Below are 20137 nucleotides of genomic sequence, written 5' to 3'. Positions count from 1 at the left end.
TTTTTTTGTAGTTTCGGTCAGGGCTTAAACATGTGTTTTTTTTTGCAAAAAATCAATAGTAAATGATTTTTTTTTTAAAAAATTTGTTCACATATTTGCCCCACAACAACAACCAAGAGAAATTACATTTTTCTCTCGACATTAACACTAAATAACAAAACCACTTTAGCAAGAATGAGTAGAACTGCGCAATCGGTATGGAATAATTGTCTACAATTTATAAAAGATAACATTCAACCGCAAGCATACAAAACATGGTTTGAACCGATTCAAGCAGTTAAACTTACTGACAACGCTTTAAGCATACAAGTGCCGAGCAAATTCTTTTATGAATGGCTTGAAGAACACTATGTAAAAATCCTTAAAGTATCCCTCACAAAGGAATTAGGTAAAGATGCTAAACTTGTTTACATTATCAAAATGGAAAACACTTATGGCAATAAACAACCATTTACCGAAAAAATTCCAAGCGCGAACAGAACTGCTGTAAAGTCTCAAGAAATTGACATTCCATTAAAAAACAAAAATCCGGAATTAAAAAACCCTTTTGTTATACCTGGAATTCGCAATGTAAAGATAGAATCTCAGTTAAATCCTAATTATACGTTTGATAATTTTCTTGAGGGTGACGCCAACCGTCTTGCTAGAAGTGCTGGATTAGCGGTTGCTGCAAAACCAGGAGGCACATCCTTTAACCCTTTATTAGTATTTGGAGGGGTTGGCCTGGGAAAAACACACCTAGTACACGCCATTGGCGTTGAAATAAAAGATAAGTACCCCGAAAAGACAGTACTTTATATTTCTGCTGAAAAATTTACGCAACAATATATAGATGCCGTAAAAAAGAATAATAGAAACGACTTTATTCACTTTTACCAGATTATTGACGTCTTAATTATTGACGACGTTCAGTTCTTATCTGGTAAAACAGGAACACAAGACGTGTTCTTCCATATATTTAACCACTTACACCAAAATGGTAAGCAGGTCATTTTAACAAGTGACAAGGCCCCTGTTGATATGCAGGATATTGAACAACGCTTATTATCTCGTTTTAAATGGGGATTATCAGCAGAGTTACAAACACCAAATTTTGAAACAAGAGTTTCAATATTAAACAACAAGTTATATCGTGATGGTGTAGAAATGCCAGATGATATTATTGAATATGTTGCCAAAAACATTAATTCAAACGTTCGTGAATTAGAAGGTGCTATTATTTCTTTAATTGCACAGTCGTCTTTCAATAAAAAGGACATAACTATAGATCTTGCGCAACTTATTGTTGAGAAATTTGTGAAGAACACCAAACGTGAAGTATCTATAGACTTTATACAAAAAGTAGTGTCAGATTATTTCCAGATGGACATTGACACTTTACAGTCTAAAACTCGTAAACGTCACATTGTTCAAGCAAGGCAATTAGCCATGTTTTTTGCGAAAAAATTCACCAAAGCCTCACTGGCAAGTATTGGTTCTCAAATTGGAAAACGCGATCACGCCACGGTATTACATGCCTGCAAGACCGTCGACAACTTAACTTCAACCGATAAGCAATTCAAAAAATACGTTGAAGATATCAGCAAGAAGCTTACAGTTTAAAATTTCAGAATAATGACTAAAATTCTAATGGTATGCTTAGGCAATATTTGTCGTTCGCCATTAGCGGAAGGTATTTTAAAGTCCAAATTACCTCAAGATGAATTTATTGTAGATTCGGCAGGGACGGCGAATTATCACGTAGGCAGTCCACCCGATAAACGCTCCGTTGCAGTTGCTAATAAATATGGTATAAATATAAATAATCTTAGAGGTCGCCAATTTGAGGCATCTGATTTTGATCGTTTCGATTACATTTACGTTATGGATAGTTCCAACTTAAGCAATGTATTAAGCTTAGCACGAAATGAAGCAGACATAGCCAAAGTAAACATGATATTAAACGAAATTTATCCAGGCGAAAATTTTGATGTTCCCGACCCCTATTACAGCGGTAATCAAGGTTTCGAAAATGTGTATAATATGCTCAATGAAGCCTGTGATATAATTGTAAAAAAGTTAATTTAAAACCATCTCCATGAACACAAAACAAGGCGTATTATATTTAATACCAACTACTTTAGGAGATAATGAACCGTTAGAAGTTTTACCTGCAACCGTAAAAACGGTAATCGAAAACACAAACACTTTTATTGTTGAAAACGACAAAACAGCCAGACGTTTCATAAAACGTATTACTCCAGATAAATCGCAACCGGCTTTAAATATGTTTCACCTCAATAAATTTACTGACCCAAGTGATCTACCAAGTTTTTTAGAACCATGTCTAAACGGTGAAAATGTTGGTTTATTATCTGAAGCAGGATGCCCGGGTGTTGCCGATCCTGGGGCTGATATTGTTAGTATAGCCCATCAAAAGAACATTAAAGTAGTTCCTTTAGTAGGCCCATCCTCGATATTAATGGCCATTATGAGCTCCGGAATGAACGGACAAAGTTTTGCATTTAATGGCTACCTCCCTATTGACAAACATGAACGCAAAAATGAAATTAAACGTCTAGAGCGTCTATCTTTTGAACACAATCAATCACAGTTATTTATAGAAACGCCTTATAGAAACAATAAAATGCTGGAAGATTTATCAAACTACTTAGAACAAAACACCAATGTTTGTGTGGCTTGTGACATTACTTTAGCTTCAGAATTTATAAAAACCTTACCAGCTAAGGCTTGGAAAAAAAATATCGTAGACCTTCATAAAAGACCTACGATATTTATTATTCATAAAAGCTAATTACTAATTTTTAAATAGCTTTAGCTTTTCTATTGGGTTGGATTGCCGAAGTGTCGTAGCCTGAAAATCGTTTCATATAATACTCGATCGTTGTACCGTAACCATCCTCGAAGTTATCTAACCCAAAACTTCTTAAATACTTTTTTACATTCCCTGGTCCTGCTAAATGCGCAGCTGCAAGAATTCCAGATTCTGTAATTAAAATTCCGTTTACTCGCTTACCAACGAAATTTTTAATATCTCTTCGCAAAATCCACTTATTACGCTGTGAATTTGCCATAAACGCACGCTCTTGAAGTTCTGGATCCTTTAAAAATTGTTCCGGATTTTTTACCCCGATCAATTTTAAAGTGCTGGCCCCAAATTGATATTTTCCTAAATACCCGAAAGTATTTACTGTAAAATAATCGCCTCCAGACTCTTTAAAAGCTAATGCTTCTTTAAAACCTACAAAAGATTTTCCTAAATAAGGAGAAAATGTTTTGTTCACATCATTCGACGCTATAACATTATCTTTAATGCCTTCGTCTTGACTTACCGTATAATTTAACGTTAAGCCTTCTGTTGAGTATTTACTTAAATCTATCGTTTCATCAGATGAAAACGAAACAAACAATAAGAAACTTACTGTAAGCGTTAGAGTTAAGTAGGTTGCAATACTTTTTCTCATAACTTTAAATTTCTTCGGCATATTTACTAGTATAATATGCGTGAAAATTTGAGCGTGCAAAATTAGATATTTTTTTAATATTATCAAAATTAATCGTCTATCTACTTTTTTTAGTAGTAGAATAGATGAAATGCACCACCTTTTTTATTAAATTCTAAAGCAGGAAAAGGTATTTTTATCATATCAAAAACGTCTAAAAAAACGTTCAATATTTTAGATTTTGAATGTATCGATTTTAAGTTTAAATCTAAACTTAAGAAGAATTGCCTATAGCGAGTTGTTTCATTTAATGATATCAAATCGGAATCAATTCGACCAGAAATCATGCCTGTTGCTCCATATCCAAAAGCTACATTTAACCATTTAGGAAGACCACCTTCCTTAAAAAAAGAATGAAGATTAACACTTAGCCAATAGGTTTGTCCATTATAATCTTTTAATAATTCCTCAAAAAAACCATGACCCAATATTTCAGGTCGCTGGTTTGCATATTGTGTTTGATGATAAGAAAACTTTAAAGCAATACGCTGTTCTTGCCATAGTAATTCCTGACCAACATACAGCCCCGTACCTGCGGCATTGGCTGCCATGTCACCCCAAGAAAAACCCCACTCTTTTGAAAACCCGTCGAATAATTCAACCGCTGTTAAAAATGTAAAACCTAAAGTCGCGCCATAAAGTAGTTGATCTTTTTTTTGTACACCACTCCAGTTTAATAACTGGGCACCATGTTTTCCTATTTGATAAGCGGTAAAAGCATGGCCAATTTTATCCATCTGATACCATTGATTATTATCATATGTAGTGTGAAATTTTGATTGCTTGTAATTCGCATACCACAACTGATTCAATCCAATTAAAGAAATACTAGCTAATGAAGCCTCTGAAATAATCACAGCATTTCTTCTAGACTTAATTAAGGTGTCACTTGGTGTTAAAAAACTATCTAAATTAGATTGTGCGAAGAATAAATAAGGAATAAAAACAAAAAATAACAGGTATATTCCCGAGCTCTGCTTCATTACTTATTAATTCCTTGAGCCGTTAAATAACGTTGATACTCTCTGGCATTAGCATTATGCTGTGATAAGGTCTTGGCAAATTTATGATATCCTAATTTTTGGGCATTTGCAGCAAAATACAGATACTTATGTTTTTCATGATTTAAAACAGCATCTATAGCCGATATATCCGGCATAGCAATTAAACCTGGTGGTAAACCCCGATACTTATAGGTGTTATAAGGAGAATCTATTTCTTTGTGAACATTTAAAACACGTTTAATAACTGTATTCTGATACTTTGGCAATTGATACGCAGCAAATTTCAATGTCGGATCAGCTTGTAAAGGCATGCCTATTTTCAATCTATTCATATAAACACCAGCTATACGTGGTTGCTCCGAAGCTTGTTTAGACTCTTCATAAACAATGGAAGCTAAAGTAATAACCTCCTTTTGCGACAATCCTATAGATTTGGCTTTTGCTTTTCTATTATCAGTCCAAAATCGCTTGTATTCTTTTAGCATTCTATCCCTAAAAGCTTCGGCATCGGTATTCCAGAAAAACTCATAACTATTAGGTAAATACATTCCTAAGGCTGTAGCCTCATTAAAATTGTTCTCTTTTAAAAATTCAGAGTCTGTCATGGCTTTTATCAAATCTAAACTATCAGCTTCAATTTGCAAACTAATACGACCAGCCAACTTCTCAAGTACGGATTGATTATTAAAAGACACTGTAACAGGCAGATTCTTACTTCTAATCGAATTAATAATGTCATTATTATTCATGCCTTTACTAATGGCATATTTCCCTGCTTTAATATTTGAGACATACTTTTTCTGTTCTGCTAAAACATCAAAAGTCCTCATGTCTATTAACAACGGCTCTAACTGACTTCTCACCTCTGCGTACGTTGCATTTGTTGATACATATATATAAGCCGTTTCATTATTAAACGCTGTATTAGGCTTTAACATGGTTTTATACACGAAATTCGCGAAAAAAGCAGCTGCAACAAGCCCCGTTAGTGCTATTGCAACAAGTATTTTTTTAATATACATTTATTTATTAATAAGTTGAAATGAATATTCACTTTTAAATGAACCATTTACATGATTCCAGTCTCTTTTTAATCCGATTTGTTCAAATCCCTGTTTGGTAAACAATTTAACGCTTTGGATATTATCTTCCGAGATATTACAATACAATTGATGCAATCCTAAACGATTGAAACTATAATCAATCAATAATTTCAGAGCCTCAGAACCGTAGCCCTTGCCTCTATTTTCAATGTTCTGCACTAAAATACCAACGCCTGCACGCCGGTTTTTAAAATCAAAATCAAACAAATCAATTAAACCTAAGGGTAGATTATTATAATCTGAAATTACCAAACGTAACTGCTTAGCTTCATAAATATCTTTATGCGATTGCTCCAGATACTGTTTAATAATATATTTAGAAAAAGGTGTTTGCGTATGACTTAACTCCCAGATAGATTCGTCGTTCTCAACCTTATGGACAAACTCCAAATCCTCAGGTTCTAAGGCACGCAAAAAAACACTATCTCCTTTTAACGTTATCATATCTCTCCTTTAAACACAAAAGTTGCCGGACCTATTAACCAAACGTTCTTATAAGTACCATTGTTCTCTTCAAACTGCACTTTTAAATCTCCTCCTCTAACCTGCAGAGCAACTTGATTTTCAGTTGTTTTTTTTAAGGAATGCATTGCTATAGCCACTGCTGTAACGCCTGTTCCGCATGACAAAGTTTCATCCTCAACCCCTCGTTCATAGGTTCTTACAACAAAATTTTCATTATCTAACTGCTTCACGAAATTCACATTGGTGCCAGCTTCGTTGTATGGCTCACCATAACGTATATCTGCCCCTTTGATTTTTATATCGAAGTTTTCAATATCTTCCTCAAATTGCACATGGTGTGGCGATCCGGTATTTAAAAACACATGATTTGGATATTGCTCCACAACGTCCACATCCTGCATTTGCAGGTTTACAATGCCATTTTCAATAGTTGCATGATGCAAACCATCAATTGCTTCAAAGACGGCTTTACCGGAAATGACTCCCAAATCCTGTGCAAACGCAACCAAGCAACGCCCTCCGTTTCCACACATAGAACTTTCATTCCCATCAGAATTATAATAAACCATTCGGAAATCATATTCTGGATGATTTTCCAAAAGAATTAAACCATCTGCTCCTATGCCAAATCGTCGGTCGCATAAAAATGCAATATGTTTGGTATCTTTTTTGTTGAACGTTTGTTGACGATTATCAATCATCACAAAATCGTTTCCTGTTCCTTGATATTTGTAAAATGTTTGCTGCATAATAGAGCACAAAGATATAAATATTAAACCGTTTTTTATGGTGTTAAATAGTCGTTAAAGTTGAAAAGCTCTTTCAATAATTAACTAATTTTAATCGTTGGTTTGATTGAAAATTAACTAGATACTTTCTTAAAATAAGAGAAATAAATAAATTTTTTAAGAGGATTTAAACACAACATTAATCAGAATAATTAAAATAATACAGAATTATGAAAAAGATTTTATCATTAGTTTTAGTTTCTGCTTTAGGTGGCGTTATTGCCTTAAGTACCTATAAACTTTTTTTAGAACCCGAAAATAAAGTAGTTACTACATCTGCGATAAACAATCCGGCCTTTTTACCTGCAACGAATGTAGCAACCTTACCAAATCTAGAAGACGCTCCAAATTTCACCATTGCAGCAGAAAATGCTGTAAATGCAGTTGTTCACGTAAAAAATGTAACTATTAATAAAGGACAAATGACATTTGAAGATTTATTTTTCGGACGGAGTACCCCACGTGCTCAAATGGGTACAGGGTCTGGAGTTATAGTTAATGCAGATGGTTACATTATTACTAATAATCACGTTATTAACGATTCCGATGAGTTATCGGTAACGCTTAACAATAATAAAACTTACAAAGCGGAAATTGTAGGATCGGACCCTAAGACAGATATTGCTTTATTAAAAATAGAAGCTGATGAGGATTTACCTTTTATCACTTTTGCTGATTCCGATCAAACCAAAATTGGGGAATGGGTATTAGCTGTTGGAAATCCGTTTAACTTAACTTCTACGGTAACGGCAGGTATTATAAGTGCTAAATCAAGAAATCTGGATCCTACTGGTAAATACTCACAATCGTTCATTCAGACCGATGCGGCAGTTAACCCAGGAAATTCAGGAGGCGCCTTAGTAAATACAAACGGCGAACTCATTGGGATAAACACAGCCATTTCTTCTCAAACAGGTTCTTATATTGGATACTCCTTTGCGGTACCAAGTAATATTGCACGTCGCGTTATTGAAGATATCATGGAATATGGAAACGTTCAAAATGGTATTTTAGGAATTCAAGGGGCTCCTCTAAATAGTGACATAGCAGAAGAATTAGGTATTAATGATACTGAAGGTATTTATATTGATAGCGTTGTTGAAGATTCAGGTGCCGATAAAGCTGGTTTAGAAAAGGGTGACATTATTAAAGAAATAGATAATATTAAAATTTCAAAATTTGCGGATTTAACTGGACATATAAGCGCTAGACGCGCTGGAGATGTTGTAACCATAAAAGTTTCTAAAAATGGAAAATTAAAAACTCTCCCAGTAACCTTAACTCGTAACGAAACTTACACCATGCCGCTTGTTGGTCGTGTTAAGAACGCGAAAAAAGAAGACTTAAAAGCTGTTAATGCAACAAATGGTGTAAAAATAATAGACCTAAATGGAGAATATGCTTCGTACTGGAAAAACAATGGTATTGAAGAAGGCGCTATTATCACCGCTATAAACGGAACCAAAATACATTCAGTTGATGATGTTCAGGAAGCCATAAAAAGTAGAGCACAATACGAAGCTCTGCGCTTAGAAATAATAAGCACCAACGGCGAAAAAGAACGTTTTAATTTTAGGTAAAAATTAAACAAAAACAAGTATCATTTAACCTCTTAAAAATTGTTTTTTTTAAGAGGTTATTTTTTTGTTAAAATGTCTTACGAAAACGTTTGAAATATGATACTTTTGCAAAAAAAATATCATCTTAAATTAAACTATTAAGACATGTCTTTTAATAAAACTTATGAAAATGAATTGGCTTTTCAGGCAGACCGCAGAAGGGCAACTGTTGAATTCATTAAAACGGTAAGTGATCTTTGGTACGATAATTCTATAGAATTAGTGATTTTTCGAAACCAGTTAATTGATCGCAACGTTAGTCAGATAATTAATTTGCATGAATATGCAGCCAAGTTTGTTCAGAAACCAATTTCTATTTTCGACACAGTTGAAATAGCCCAAGCCATTAAAACCCTGGATATTCCACCTGCTAAACTAGATATTGGTAAATTAACTTACGAATACCATACCGAAGGTAACAAACACAATAATGCCACCGCATTTGTTGCTTCGAAATTAAAAGACAAAGTAAAAAACACCGATCTAAAGCCCAAAGATGTTATTTTATATGGTTTTGGACGCATTGGACGTTTGGTTGCCCGAGAAATTATGGCTCGTACAGGTAAAGGCAGCCAACTTCGTCTTAGAGCTATAGTTACACGTGGCGTTGTTGATGCCGATGTATTAGAAAAACGAGCGTCTTTGTTACGCAGTGATTCTGTTCATGGTGAATTCTCAGGAACAGTAGATATTGATGTTAAAAACAAAGCCCTAAAAATTAACGGTACTACTGTACATGTTATTTCTGCCAATGCACCCGAAGAAATTGATTATACCAAGTATAAAATTAATCATGCTTTGGTTATTGACAACACAGGAGCTTTTAGAGACAAAAAAGCTTTAAGTCGTCATTTAAAATCTCGTGGTGTAGATAAAGTATTATTAACCGCACCTGGTAAAGAAGTCCCTAATATTGTACATGGTGTTAACCATTTAGACCACAACCCAGATACCGTTGATATTTTCTCTGCGGCTTCTTGTACCACAAACGCTATTACCCCTGTATTAAAGGCTATTGACGATTCTTTTGGCGTTAAAAGCGGCCATATTGAAACCATTCATGCTTACACTAACGACCAGAATTTAGTTGATAATTTTCACAACAAATACCGTCGTGGTCGTGCAGCAGGACTTAATATGGTTATAACCGAAACAGGTGCAGGTAGTGCGGTAGCTAAAGCTTTACCTGAATTGGCAGGCAAACTTACTTCAAACGCTATTCGAGTACCAGTTCCTAACGGATCTTTAGCCATTTTAAACTTAGAATTGAAAAATAAAACATCGGTAGATGGGATAAATACTATTCTAAAAAAATATGCTTTAGAAGGTAATTTAGTTGAACAAATTAAATTTGAATTAAACGACGAGTTAGTTTCGAGTGATATTATAGGTTGTTCGGCACCTTCAATTTTCGACAGTAAAGCCACTATTGTTCGTCCTGATGGAAAAAACGCCGTTTTATATGTTTGGTACGATAATGAGTATGGTTATAGCCATCAAGTCATTAGACTTGCTAAATACATAGCAAAAGTTAGACGATTTACATATTATTAGAGTTAAAAAATCTAAATAGAATTTTTAGACGTATATAAGAAAGCCTCACCATGTGGGGCTTTTTGTTAATTTTATCGCAGTAAATAAACATTATTTTATACATTAGTAAATTAAACAACCTTTAAATGAATCCTAGCATGAACCCTTTTAAGTGTTTAACCTTTTTTATTTTCCTTTTTACATTTACAACATTTGCTCAAACTGATACTCAAGAAGATGATAAACTATCTTTAAACAGTGGCACCATTGACAATCAGTTTGAATATGTTATAAGGAAATCTAATAATTACCAGGATTATAAGGTAATTAAAAAAACTTGGTTATATGCACTAAAAGCTCATACTATTGATACATTAAATGCTGTCCATAAAAATTTAGCCGATACCCAGGCTGTTGTAACCAATCAATCTAATGAAATATCTGAATTAAAACAAAAGCTTGATGCTACTCAAAACACCTTAGACGAAACAAATTTAGAAAAAGACAGTATGGCGCTTTTTGGGATGCAAATGAGTAAAGGTAATTATAATATGCTCATGTGGCTAATTATAGCTTCCTTGTTAGGCTTACTTTTATTCTTTATATATAAATTTAAGAACAGTAATATTATTACAAAAGAAGCTAAAAAAGCACTTGCTGAAATTGAAGAAGAATTTGATGAACACCGAAAAATAGCTTTGGAGCGTGAGCAAAAAGTAAGACGTCAGCTTCAAGATGAAATTAATAAGCAGAAAAAAGCCTAACTGACAACTTTTCGTATTTTATACGAATGTTTGTTTGGAACAAATATTGCTTTCTAATAGGAAAAAGTATTTATAGTTTAATTTTTAAAATTTTAAATTATGGAGAAACAACCTGTAAAAATTCAATTAGTTGGTAAAGAAAAAGACTTCTACTTGATTAAATTTCCTTACTTAAAAATTCCAGTCAAAGTAAATCAGAATTTATATTCTAAAATGATTCATAGTCAAGAATACGAACTCTATAGGCAGGACAAAAAACGATTACGGTCACATTCAGCATAGCAAAAACATTACAAAAGGTTGAGAATTTAATAAGTCTCAACCTTTTTTTTGTCTCCAATTAAAAACATAAGAAAAGGGATTAAGCAAAATTATTAACAATTCAATTATCTTTGCACTCTTAAACAGACAGCATGCGCATCGATATAATTACCGTATTACCTGAATTATTAAAAAGTCCTTTTGAGGCATCTATATTAAAACGAGCTATTGAAGCCAAATTGGTAGAAGTGCATTTTCATAACCTGCGTGATTATGCAACCGACAATTACAAAAGTATAGATGACTATCAGTTTGGAGGTGGTGCAGGCATGGTTATGATGATTGAACCTATAGATAAGTGCATTAATGAATTGAAGTCTCAACGTGATTATGACGAGGTTATATATATGACCCCTGATGGTGAAACCTTAAAACAAGGAATTGCCAATCAATTATCACTTAAAGAAAATATTATTATTCTTTGCGGACATTATAAAGGTGTGGATCAGCGGGTGCGTGACCATTTCATTACCCGTGAAATTTCTATTGGCGATTATGTTTTATCTGGAGGGGAATTAGGAGCCGCTGTTTTGTGTGATGCTGTCATTAGATTAATCCCCGGAGTTTTAGGAAATGAAACTTCTGCCCTAACCGATTCGTTTCAGGATAATTTACTAGCTCCTCCTATTTATACCAAACCACGTGAGTATAAAGGTTGGAAAGTTCCAGAATTGCTTTTCAGTGGTAACTTCCCTAAAATTGAAAAATGGCGCGAGGAACAAGCTTATGAACGCACCAAAGCACGCCGACCAGATTTACTTGACGAAAACTAACATACTGATAATATCCATGTTAAATAATAACCATTAGATTGAATTCAGCAAACCAAGTGATAGCAAACAGTGACCCTCTAATCACATAAAAACACTTCAAAAAACACAAAATAAATATTGGATATTACTAATAAATAAGTATTTTTGCACCCAATTTCGGGTTAACCTCTGGCGAAAATCGTGAATGTTATTCTGAATAAAACTATTTAAATTTTAAAGATATGGAATCTTTAGTAAAATTTGTACAAGACGAATTTGTAGCAAAAAAAGACTTACCAGAATTTGGAGCTGGTGATACAATTACTGTTTATTACGAAATTAAAGAAGGTAACAAAACACGTACTCAGTTTTTTAGAGGTGTTGTAATTCAAAGAAGAGGATCTGGTGCTTCTGAAACTTTTACTATCAGAAAAATGTCTGGTACTATTGGTGTAGAGCGTATTTTCCCTGTAAACTTACCTGCTTTACAAAAAATAGAAGTTAACAAACGTGGTAAAGTACGTAGAGCTAGAATTTACTACTTTAGAGGACTTACTGGTAAAAAAGCGCGTATTAAAGAGCGTAGACACTAGTCGTTTCTTAACAAAAAATTTAAAAAGCCTTGAGATTACTCAAGGCTTTTTTGTTATGAACAAAAGTTAATAACTTGTGTTAATAAATCGTTGAAAATTAAATAGTTAAAATTTTTGCAGAAACTGTAAATATGTCGTATCTTAGAAGACGTTATAATAACAATCTTAATTTGATTGGTTTCATCGCAACAATGAATTTATATTATATACTAAATAAGGTAACGTTCTTATAAAAATTGTTTTTTTGAGGTTATATTACAGCAAGTGTAAGCTTGTATAAGTAATAAACCATGACATTATAAACCGTGGAAGTTATTAATTTAATATTTGGTTATAATGGAAAGCCTAAATAAAGCAACAAATCATTAGAGTTTTTGAGTTGCATAAAACAAGGCAATGTTATTAAAGTGCTAACATTAAAATGAAAAGCACCAATTAATAGCATCAAGAAAAAACAATTTACAGAAACATTTTAGTAATAGGTTCAATACATTTTGAAAATTACAACAAAAATGTTTCCTTGAAATAACAGAACTTAAATTGAAAAGGTTTATTGAAAATTTAAACCGAAGTAGTTGTAAAACTAATTAGATTACGTTATGTTATTTCGAAAAAGCCATGTCAGAGCAGATTAATTTCGGCAGTGATATGGCTTTTGTTTTTTAAGCAGTTTAAAATTTTCATTACTAAATTCGTATTACGAACATTCATTTTTATAATTCTCTCAATTCTTATTCTCTTTACTTCTATTCATCTCCATTTTAACCCGTTTTAATGGTCTAATTTTGTATATTCGCAACTGCAAAAAAAGTCACCCTTTTTGCAGATTATTAAACCAAAATAAAACACTCAAGTAATGTCCAAAATTATTTATACAAAAACCGATGAGGCGCCTGCTTTAGCGACACGTTCATTTTTACCTATTGTTAAAGCTTTTGTTAAATCGTCAGGTATTAATATTGAAACTAAAGATATTTCATTAGCAGCTCGTATATTGGCTGTTTTTCCAGATTATTTAAACGAAAATCAACGCGTTTCAGATGATTTAGCAATACTTGGTGAACTTGCTAAAAAACCAGAAGCTAATATTATTAAATTACCTAATATTAGTGCTTCTATCCCGCAGCTAACAGCTGCTATTAAAGAATTACAAGCAGAAGGTTTTGCCATTCCAGATTATCCTAATGACCCTAAAGATGCCTCTGAAGAAGAAATTAGGGCTCGTTACGACAAAGTTAAAGGTAGTGCTGTAAATCCTGTTTTACGTGAAGGTAACTCAGACAGACGTGCACCTAAAGCTGTTAAGAATTTTGCACGTAAGCACCCGCACTCAATGGGAGCTTGGAGTAAAGATTCTAAAACACATGTAGCAACTATGGAAGCTGGCGATTTTGCTCATAACGAAAAATCGGTAACCCTTGCAGATGTAACAAACATCAAGATTATTCATACTAATGCAAATGGAACCCAAACCATATTAAAAGATAGCTTACCTTTATTAAAAGGAGAAATTATCGACGCAACCGTTATGAGTAAAAAAGCATTGGTAAACTTCTTTGAAGCGCAAATTGCTGATGCTAAGGAAAAAGGGATATTATTCTCTTTACATATGAAAGGCACCATGATGAAAGTGAGTGACCCAATCATCTTTGGATACGCAGTAAAAACATATTTCAAAGATGTATTTGTAAAATATGCCGATTTATTTGAAGAAATAGGTGTCAATGTAAATAACGGATTTGGGAACTTATTAGAAAAAATTCAATCATTACCAGAAGCTAAACGTCAAGAAGTTCAAGCAGATATTGATGCTGCTTTAGCCAACGGCCCGTCTATTGCCATGGTAAACAGCGATAAAGGTATTACTAACTTACACGTACCAAGTGATGTTATTATCGATGCCTCAATGCCAGCAATGATTCGTACTTCCGGACAGATGTGGAATGCGGAAGGAAAATTACAAGATACAAAAGCCATTATTCCAGACAGTAGTTATGCCGGTGTATATGCTGCAACTATAGATTTCTGTAAAGAAAATGGGGCTTTCGACCCAACTACTATGGGGACTGTACCTAATGTTGGATTAATGGCACAAAAAGCTGAAGAATATGGATCTCACGATAAAACATTCGAAATTCCTTCAGATGGTAAAGTTACTGTTGTTGATGCTTCGGGAGTAACCTTATTGGAGCATTTAGTTGAAGAAGGTGATATCTGGAGAATGTGTCAAACTAAAGATGCCCCTATCCAAGATTGGGTAAAATTAGCTGTTACTCGTGCAAGAGCATCAGAAACTCCAGCAGTTTTTTGGTTGGATGAAAACCGAGCGCACGATGCCGAATTAATTAAAAAAGTAAATACCTATTTAAAGGATCACGATACTACTGGGTTAGATTTAAGAATATTATCGCCTGTTGAGGCTACCTTATTTACATGTGAAAGACTAAAAAATGGTGAAGACACTATTTCTGTTTCAGGTAATGTATTACGTGATTACTTAACCGACTTATTTCCAATATTAGAGGTTGGAACCAGCGCCAAAATGCTATCAATTGTACCTTTAATGAATGGTGGTGGATTATTTGAAACAGGTGCCGGTGGATCTGCTCCAAAACACGTACAACAGTTATTAGAAGAAAATCATTTACGTTGGGACTCTTTAGGAGAGTTCTTAGCCTTAGCCGTATCGTTAGAGCATTTCAGTCAGGTAAACGATAATGCAAAAGCTAAAATTTTAAGTGAAACTTTAGATGATGCAACAAGTACCTTATTAGAAAACCAAAAAGGACCTTCTCGAAAGGCAGGTGAATTAGATAATAGAGGTAGCCACTTCTATTTAGCTCTTTATTGGGCACAGGAATTAGCAAAACAAACAGCTGATACCGATTTAAAAGCTGAGTTCGAAACAATTGCTAAACAGCTAGCAGAGAACGAAGCAGCCATCGTTAAAGAATTAACAGATATTCAAGGTTCTCCGGTAAATATTGGTGGTTATTACGAACCTAATGAAGCATTAACAAATAAGGTTATGCGCCCAAGTAATACATTTAACAGTATTCTAAGTTAGAAAATCGTATAAATTATTTGAAAAAGCCCCTATATAGGGGCTTTTTTTATGAGCGGTCATCCAATATTATGGAATTCTGACCAAACGTAATTTGCTATCGAGCTTTCATCAATCACATTTTACTACTCAAAGAGACAAAAGCCTTCAAACATTACAATTATCACTAATGTCAATCAAAAAAAAGTGTATTTTTGAAACATGAGTTTCACAAAAACTACCGAACAAGATTCCAATTACAATCATTTGGAAAACATGAGTGTCGCCGAACTATTAAGGAATATTAATAGCGAAGATAAGACCGTTCCTTTAGCAGTCGAAAAAGCCTTACCTCAAATTGAAAAATTGGTTAATCAAATTGTAGATCAACTAAAAAAAGGTGGCCGATTATTTTATATAGGGGCTGGAACAAGTGGTCGATTAGGAATTTTAGACGCTTCGGAATGTCCTCCTACTTTTGGTGTATCACCTAATTTAGTAATCGGGTTAATTGCTGGAGGGGATACTGCTATTAGAAATGCTGTTGAATTTGCCGAAGACTCTACCTCGCAAGGTTGGGAAGATTTACAATCTTATAATATTAGTTCTAACGATGTGGTTGTAGGGATTGCGGCTTCAGGAACCACTCCTTATGTTATTGCTGCCTTAGAAGCCTGTAATAATCATAATATTTTAACGGGCTGCATAACATGTAACCATAAAAGCCCATTATCATTAACAGCTAAATTTCCTATTGAAGTAATTGTAGGTCCCGAATTTGTTACAGGCAGCTCGAGAATGAAAGCTGGTACCGCTCAAAAATTGGTTCTTAATATGATCACGACATCTACCATGATTCAGTTAGGGCATATTAAAGGAAACAAAATGGTCGATATGCAGTTAAGCAATGACAAACTTGTAAATCGTGGTATAAAAATGATTATGGATGAATTAAACATTTCGGAAAATGAGGCTTCAAAACTATTAAAAGAACATAAAAACGTAAGACTAGCAATAAAAAACTTTACCAATGGAAAACAATAGAACCGATAAAAAAATATTATTCAAAGGTATTAAAACCTTGGTGTTTTCGTTATTAAGTATGTTCATGGGGCCTATTTTAATGTCTTTAGCACTCGCTAATAAAGAGAAACCGCTTTACATTCCACTTTTAATAGTAGCGTGCCTAATTTGTGCCATGGCGGTATTCTTATTATTTAAAGGCATAAAAACCATCTTGGCCAGCATGTTCAAAAATTAACTCGACGGTACTTGCTTAGGAGTTGTTGGATTATATCCAAAATGTGTGTCTTGAATTGAAATATTCAATCCGCTAAGAATATAATTAATTATAGCGTAATGATGAATAGTATGACTATTTGCCTGAGTTAACAAGGCTCCGTAAGTATATGGGATAACAGTTTTTCCTAATCCTAAATCATCAATTACTAAAACCTGCTCTTCTATTTTATAAAGAGTCGATTCCATTTGTGATATAATTTCATTTAAATAGTTCTTAGCCTTTTTACAATTTGTTTCCACCTCAGTGTTTCTTGGTCTGGCTGTTAAATCGATTGTAGTAGCCATATTCGATTTAAAAATACAATGATAAAAATCTAGAATATGCCTTAAATGACTACCTATACTAGAATAGTAAGGACCGATAGTAGCGTTGGCAAGTTGTGTATCATCTAAAGAATCTATTAGAACTATAGATTTCCTTAAGGTTTCAAGGGTAGATTTTACAATGATATCCATGATTACTAAAATAGGAAAATAAATTAATTTAATTAGTCCCTATACAATTAGTAATTGTTTCGCTCATAAAAGAAATTTTCTAATCGGTCTTCAAGGTACCTAAAACCAAACGAATAGTTGCATAACTATATTTATCATCCAGTTGAAGTTTCAATTCAGATAAATTTCCGAATGTCTTCTTTGGAATAATTTCCTTCAATTCTGTATATTCTTGCTCACCTATTAAATCGGTGACTTGTACTTCGCCTGTAGGTATAAAATTTGCTAAATGGCCAAAAATAGTATTTTCATTAAGAGCTCTAATTTCTGCTATTTGTTCTATGGAATGACCTTTTTTAAATAATTCTAAAGATTGTTTCTTGGTATCTCCTTTTTGTCGCTTTTGATTTTCTTCAATAATTGCTTCTTCCGGTTGAAACACTTCAATATCATTGTCCTCACAATACTCTAAAATACAATCGATAATTGCCTGACCATATTTCTCAATCCGAACTTTCCCCATACCATTAATCGATTTCAAATCTCTTTTATTTACTGGTAGTACTTCACACATTTCATATAAGGCCTTTTGTGTGAACACCTGATAATGAATCAAATCATTCTCTTGAGCAATCTCATTTCTTAGAATTCGTAATTTTTCAAACAATTCAATATTGGTTGTACCATCTATAACATCTTTACGTTTCTTCTTTGTTTTCGATTTTAATTCAAACACAGCTTTAACCCGTAACTCTAAAAATTCTTGAGTTCTAAACTCTATTGGTAAATTATTAAAATATAACTGCTTCGTATCTAGAAGTTCTTCTAATTTGTCAAGATGCTTGGTCAAATCAGACTGTATAGCTTTGTTATCTGTTGTAAAAGAAAATGATTTTAATGATGTTACAACATGTGTTTCTAATTCCGATTTAAAATAGGCTATCGCTTTTTTATAACGTTCCTGTAACTGCTTGTTTTCTTCGGGTAATACATCATCAAGTAAAGCAATCTCTTTTAACTGAACTTTAAAAGCATTACTAACTTTTAACAAATTAGTAATTGATTCTTTTATTACTAACATAGGCGCTTCAATAGATCCTTCCAGAATATTTCTGCTTTTATAAAAAATATCAAGCACGCGATTAACAGGATGTAAAAATTCATAAAACTCAAAAACTTCAGAAATTAAGTCTAATTGAAAGGTTTTGCGAGATTCATTTAAAATCGATTCATCGGGTTTATAGACTTCGGTATTTGCATTAAAAGCCAATACATGGCTATCATTTATAATTTGATTTGGACTAATTTTACTTTTCAACACCAACCCTTCTAACGATTTACATCGGCTTAAAGCGACATATGTTTGTCCGTGGGCAAAAGCCGCCTCTGCATCGATAATGGCATTTTCAAAAGTCAATCCCTGGCTTTTATGTATAGTTATCGACCAGGCTAACCTTAAGGGTATTTGGGTATAAGCTCCCTTTCTTTCTTCAGTTATCTCTTTCGTTTCAGAATCAACTTTATAATCAATACTTTCCCAAATTTCAGGTTTTGTAATAATGTTGAACTCATCATCAGGGCAATGCACTACAACTTCATCTCGATCTAAATGAATAACCTTACCTATTTTCCCATTAAAATAGCGCTTCTCAGGATTACTATCATTTTTAATAAACATTACTTGGGCTCCAACCTTCAATTCTAAATTATCACTATTTGGATAAGCATACTCAGGAAACTTCCCCTCTACTTTAGCCTTATAAGTAACAGTTTTACCCTCTAGCTTATTTAGTTCTTTATTATTAATCGCTTCAGCTCTCCTGTTGTGAGTAGTAAGAAATATGTACCCCGGTTCAGGATTAAAATCCGGTTTGTAACGTTTATTAAGTTCTTCACTACCACCCTCACTAAGTGCATTATTCCGTATTTCATTTAAAATTTCAATAAACTTCGGATTTTCTTGTCTATATATATGTTTTAATTCTATTGTTAAGGCATGGCAGGCTTTAAAGGCATGACTACTAAAAAAGAATGCATTGTCATAATAATGCTTTAACAAGTCCCACTCGTTTTCCTTTACCACTGGTGACAGTTGCTGCAGATCACCAATCATTAGAACCTGAACACCTCCAAATACTTTATTTCGATTACGATACTGTCTCAACGTTTTATCTATCCCATCCAGTAAATCGGCCCGGACCATACTAATTTCATCGATAACCAACAAATCCATAGACTTAATAATATTGATTTTCGTCTTATTAAATTTTCTATTAAAACCACTAACCTTATTTAAATCTGCATCTGGTAATATAGGCCCGAAAGGCATCTGAAAAAAAGAATGAATGGTTACACCCTTTGCGTTTATAGCGGCTACACCCGTAGGTGCAACAACAACCATACGCTTATTGGAATTCATCTTTAATCGATGTAAAAACGTTGTTTTACCGGTACCTGCCTTTCCCGTTAAAAAAACACTCCTATTAGTACTGTTTACGAATTCCCAAGCTAATTCTAATTCTTTATTTTCGGTCATACTCCTTTTGAAAATTAAAGTTTGAAGATAATAATTCTCCGTTGTTCTAAAGGATTAAGGGCTTATAAAAATGTGAGTGCATTGTTTTTGTTGGTTGTGATGCTGTAAGCAATTTAAATTCTAATGTCTGCCTGTTCGGGTTTTCAGTTTAGGGCAAAAAAAAATCCTCATCAAATAAATGATGAGGATTCTAAAACAAGGCGATGACCTACTCTCCCACAATCGTAGTACCATCGGCGCTAACGGGCTTAACTTCTCTGTTCGGAATGGTAAGAGGTGAGCCCCGTTGCTATAACCACCTTAAATCGTCGTCTTGACTAATCAAGAACTAATATTGTAACATATTGAAAAAAGGACTCTATAAGTCGCTATACAT

At 33.6% G+C, this 20137-nt stretch carries 19 protein-coding genes and 1 rRNA gene; 12 read left to right on the top strand and 8 right to left on the bottom strand.

The window, feature by feature from the left end:
• Window positions 1-174 precede the first annotated feature (174 nt).
• From dnaA to H611_RS0104660, 3 genes are read left to right on the top strand one after another with little or no spacing between them, the layout of a single operon-like run.
• On the top strand, window positions 175-1602 hold the full coding sequence (dnaA, locus tag H611_RS0104670) for a chromosomal replication initiator protein DnaA (RefSeq protein ID WP_027137258.1): 1428 nt from the start codon (window positions 175-177) through the stop codon (window positions 1600-1602).
• A gap of 12 nt (window positions 1603-1614) precedes the next feature.
• Complete coding sequence (locus H611_RS0104665) at window positions 1615-2067, top strand: low molecular weight protein-tyrosine-phosphatase (protein ID WP_245574767.1); 453 nt, start codon at window positions 1615-1617, stop codon at window positions 2065-2067.
• Between the two features lie 10 nt (window positions 2068-2077).
• Entirely contained in the window at window positions 2078-2794 is a 717-nt protein-coding gene (locus H611_RS0104660) for an SAM-dependent methyltransferase (RefSeq protein WP_027137256.1), read from the top strand.
• Between the two features lie 10 nt (window positions 2795-2804).
• Here H611_RS0104660 and H611_RS0104655 read toward each other — a convergent pair whose 3' ends face one another.
• The 5 genes from H611_RS0104655 to dapF all read right to left on the bottom strand — a co-directional run bounded on the left by H611_RS0104655 (window position 2805) and on the right by dapF (window position 6824).
• Window positions 2805-3464, bottom strand: a complete 660-nt coding sequence (locus H611_RS0104655; RefSeq protein ID WP_027137255.1) for a lysozyme family protein — start codon at window positions 3462-3464, stop codon at window positions 2805-2807.
• 110 nt (window positions 3465-3574) lie between these two features.
• Complete coding sequence (locus tag H611_RS0104650) at window positions 3575-4486, bottom strand: DUF2279 domain-containing protein (protein WP_035483455.1); 912 nt, start codon at window positions 4484-4486, stop codon at window positions 3575-3577.
• On the bottom strand, window positions 4486-5529 hold the full coding sequence (gene mltG, locus H611_RS0104645) for an endolytic transglycosylase MltG (protein WP_027137253.1): 1044 nt from the start codon (window positions 5527-5529) through the stop codon (window positions 4486-4488). The genes H611_RS0104650 and mltG overlap by 1 nt, the downstream gene beginning before the upstream one ends.
• Window positions 5530-6054 carry a GNAT family N-acetyltransferase gene (locus H611_RS0104640; protein ID WP_027137252.1) on the bottom strand — a complete coding sequence of 175 codons (525 nt, stop codon included), beginning with the start codon at window positions 6052-6054 and terminating at the stop codon, window positions 5530-5532. It lies immediately after the preceding gene.
• Entirely contained in the window at window positions 6051-6824 is a 774-nt protein-coding gene (dapF, locus tag H611_RS0104635; protein ID WP_027137251.1) for a diaminopimelate epimerase, read from the bottom strand. Before dapF ends, H611_RS0104640 begins: the two co-directional genes overlap by 4 nt.
• A gap of 209 nt (window positions 6825-7033) precedes the next feature.
• On the opposite strand from dapF, the gene H611_RS0104630 reads away from it, so the two are divergent.
• The 9 genes from H611_RS0104630 to H611_RS0104590 all read left to right on the top strand — a co-directional run bounded on the left by H611_RS0104630 (window position 7034) and on the right by H611_RS0104590 (window position 16749).
• Window positions 7034-8443, top strand: coding sequence for a trypsin-like peptidase domain-containing protein (locus H611_RS0104630; RefSeq protein WP_027137250.1), 1410 nt, complete (start codon window positions 7034-7036; stop codon window positions 8441-8443).
• 144 nt (window positions 8444-8587) lie between these two features.
• Window positions 8588-10036, top strand: a complete 1449-nt coding sequence (locus H611_RS0104625) for a glyceraldehyde-3-phosphate dehydrogenase (RefSeq protein ID WP_027137249.1) — start codon at window positions 8588-8590, stop codon at window positions 10034-10036.
• 125 nt (window positions 10037-10161) lie between these two features.
• Window positions 10162-10779, top strand: a complete 618-nt coding sequence (locus H611_RS0104620; protein WP_245574766.1) for a tRNA (guanine-N1)-methyltransferase — start codon at window positions 10162-10164, stop codon at window positions 10777-10779.
• 99 nt (window positions 10780-10878) lie between these two features.
• A complete protein-coding gene (locus H611_RS0104615; RefSeq protein WP_027137247.1) occupies window positions 10879-11061 on the top strand; it encodes a hypothetical protein in 183 nt (60 codons plus the stop codon).
• A gap of 131 nt (window positions 11062-11192) precedes the next feature.
• Window positions 11193-11873 carry a tRNA (guanosine(37)-N1)-methyltransferase TrmD gene (gene trmD / locus H611_RS0104610; RefSeq protein ID WP_027137246.1) on the top strand — a complete coding sequence of 227 codons (681 nt, stop codon included), beginning with the start codon at window positions 11193-11195 and terminating at the stop codon, window positions 11871-11873.
• A gap of 221 nt (window positions 11874-12094) precedes the next feature.
• On the top strand, window positions 12095-12445 hold the full coding sequence (gene rplS, locus H611_RS0104605; protein WP_027137245.1) for a 50S ribosomal protein L19: 351 nt from the start codon (window positions 12095-12097) through the stop codon (window positions 12443-12445).
• 856 nt (window positions 12446-13301) lie between these two features.
• Window positions 13302-15512 (top strand): NADP-dependent isocitrate dehydrogenase, encoded by a 2211-nt coding sequence (locus H611_RS0104600; protein ID WP_027137244.1) that lies wholly within the window; start codon window positions 13302-13304, stop codon window positions 15510-15512.
• A 198-nt stretch (window positions 15513-15710) separates the two neighbouring features.
• The gene (gene murQ / locus H611_RS0104595) at window positions 15711-16532 is read left to right on the top strand and encodes an N-acetylmuramic acid 6-phosphate etherase (protein ID WP_027137243.1); all 822 of its coding nucleotides are present in this window, start codon (window positions 15711-15713) and stop codon (window positions 16530-16532) included.
• Window positions 16519-16749 carry a DUF6095 family protein gene (locus H611_RS0104590; RefSeq protein WP_027137242.1) on the top strand — a complete coding sequence of 77 codons (231 nt, stop codon included), beginning with the start codon at window positions 16519-16521 and terminating at the stop codon, window positions 16747-16749. The genes murQ and H611_RS0104590 overlap by 14 nt, the downstream gene beginning before the upstream one ends.
• Here H611_RS0104590 and H611_RS0104585 read toward each other — a convergent pair.
• From H611_RS0104585 to rrf, 3 genes are all read right to left on the bottom strand, one after another.
• Window positions 16746-17246 (bottom strand): DinB family protein, encoded by a 501-nt coding sequence (locus H611_RS0104585; protein ID WP_027137241.1) that lies wholly within the window; start codon window positions 17244-17246, stop codon window positions 16746-16748. The two genes, H611_RS0104590 and H611_RS0104585, sit on opposite strands and share 4 nt — an antisense overlap.
• 79 nt (window positions 17247-17325) lie before the next feature.
• Window positions 17326-19761: a helix-turn-helix domain-containing protein gene (locus tag H611_RS0104580; RefSeq protein WP_027137240.1), complete on the bottom strand. Its 2436-nt coding sequence runs from the start codon at window positions 19759-19761 to the stop codon at window positions 17326-17328.
• A 195-nt stretch (window positions 19762-19956) separates the two neighbouring features.
• A 5S ribosomal RNA gene (gene rrf, locus H611_RS0104575) occupies window positions 19957-20064 on the bottom strand.
• Window positions 20065-20137 lie beyond the last annotated feature (73 nt).

Origin of the sequence: Gaetbulibacter saemankumensis DSM 17032 (assembly GCF_000425645.1) — a bacterium.
GTDB lineage: Bacteria > Bacteroidota > Bacteroidia > Flavobacteriales > Flavobacteriaceae > Gaetbulibacter > Gaetbulibacter saemankumensis.
This window is presented reverse-complemented; position numbering and strand designations above follow the sequence as displayed.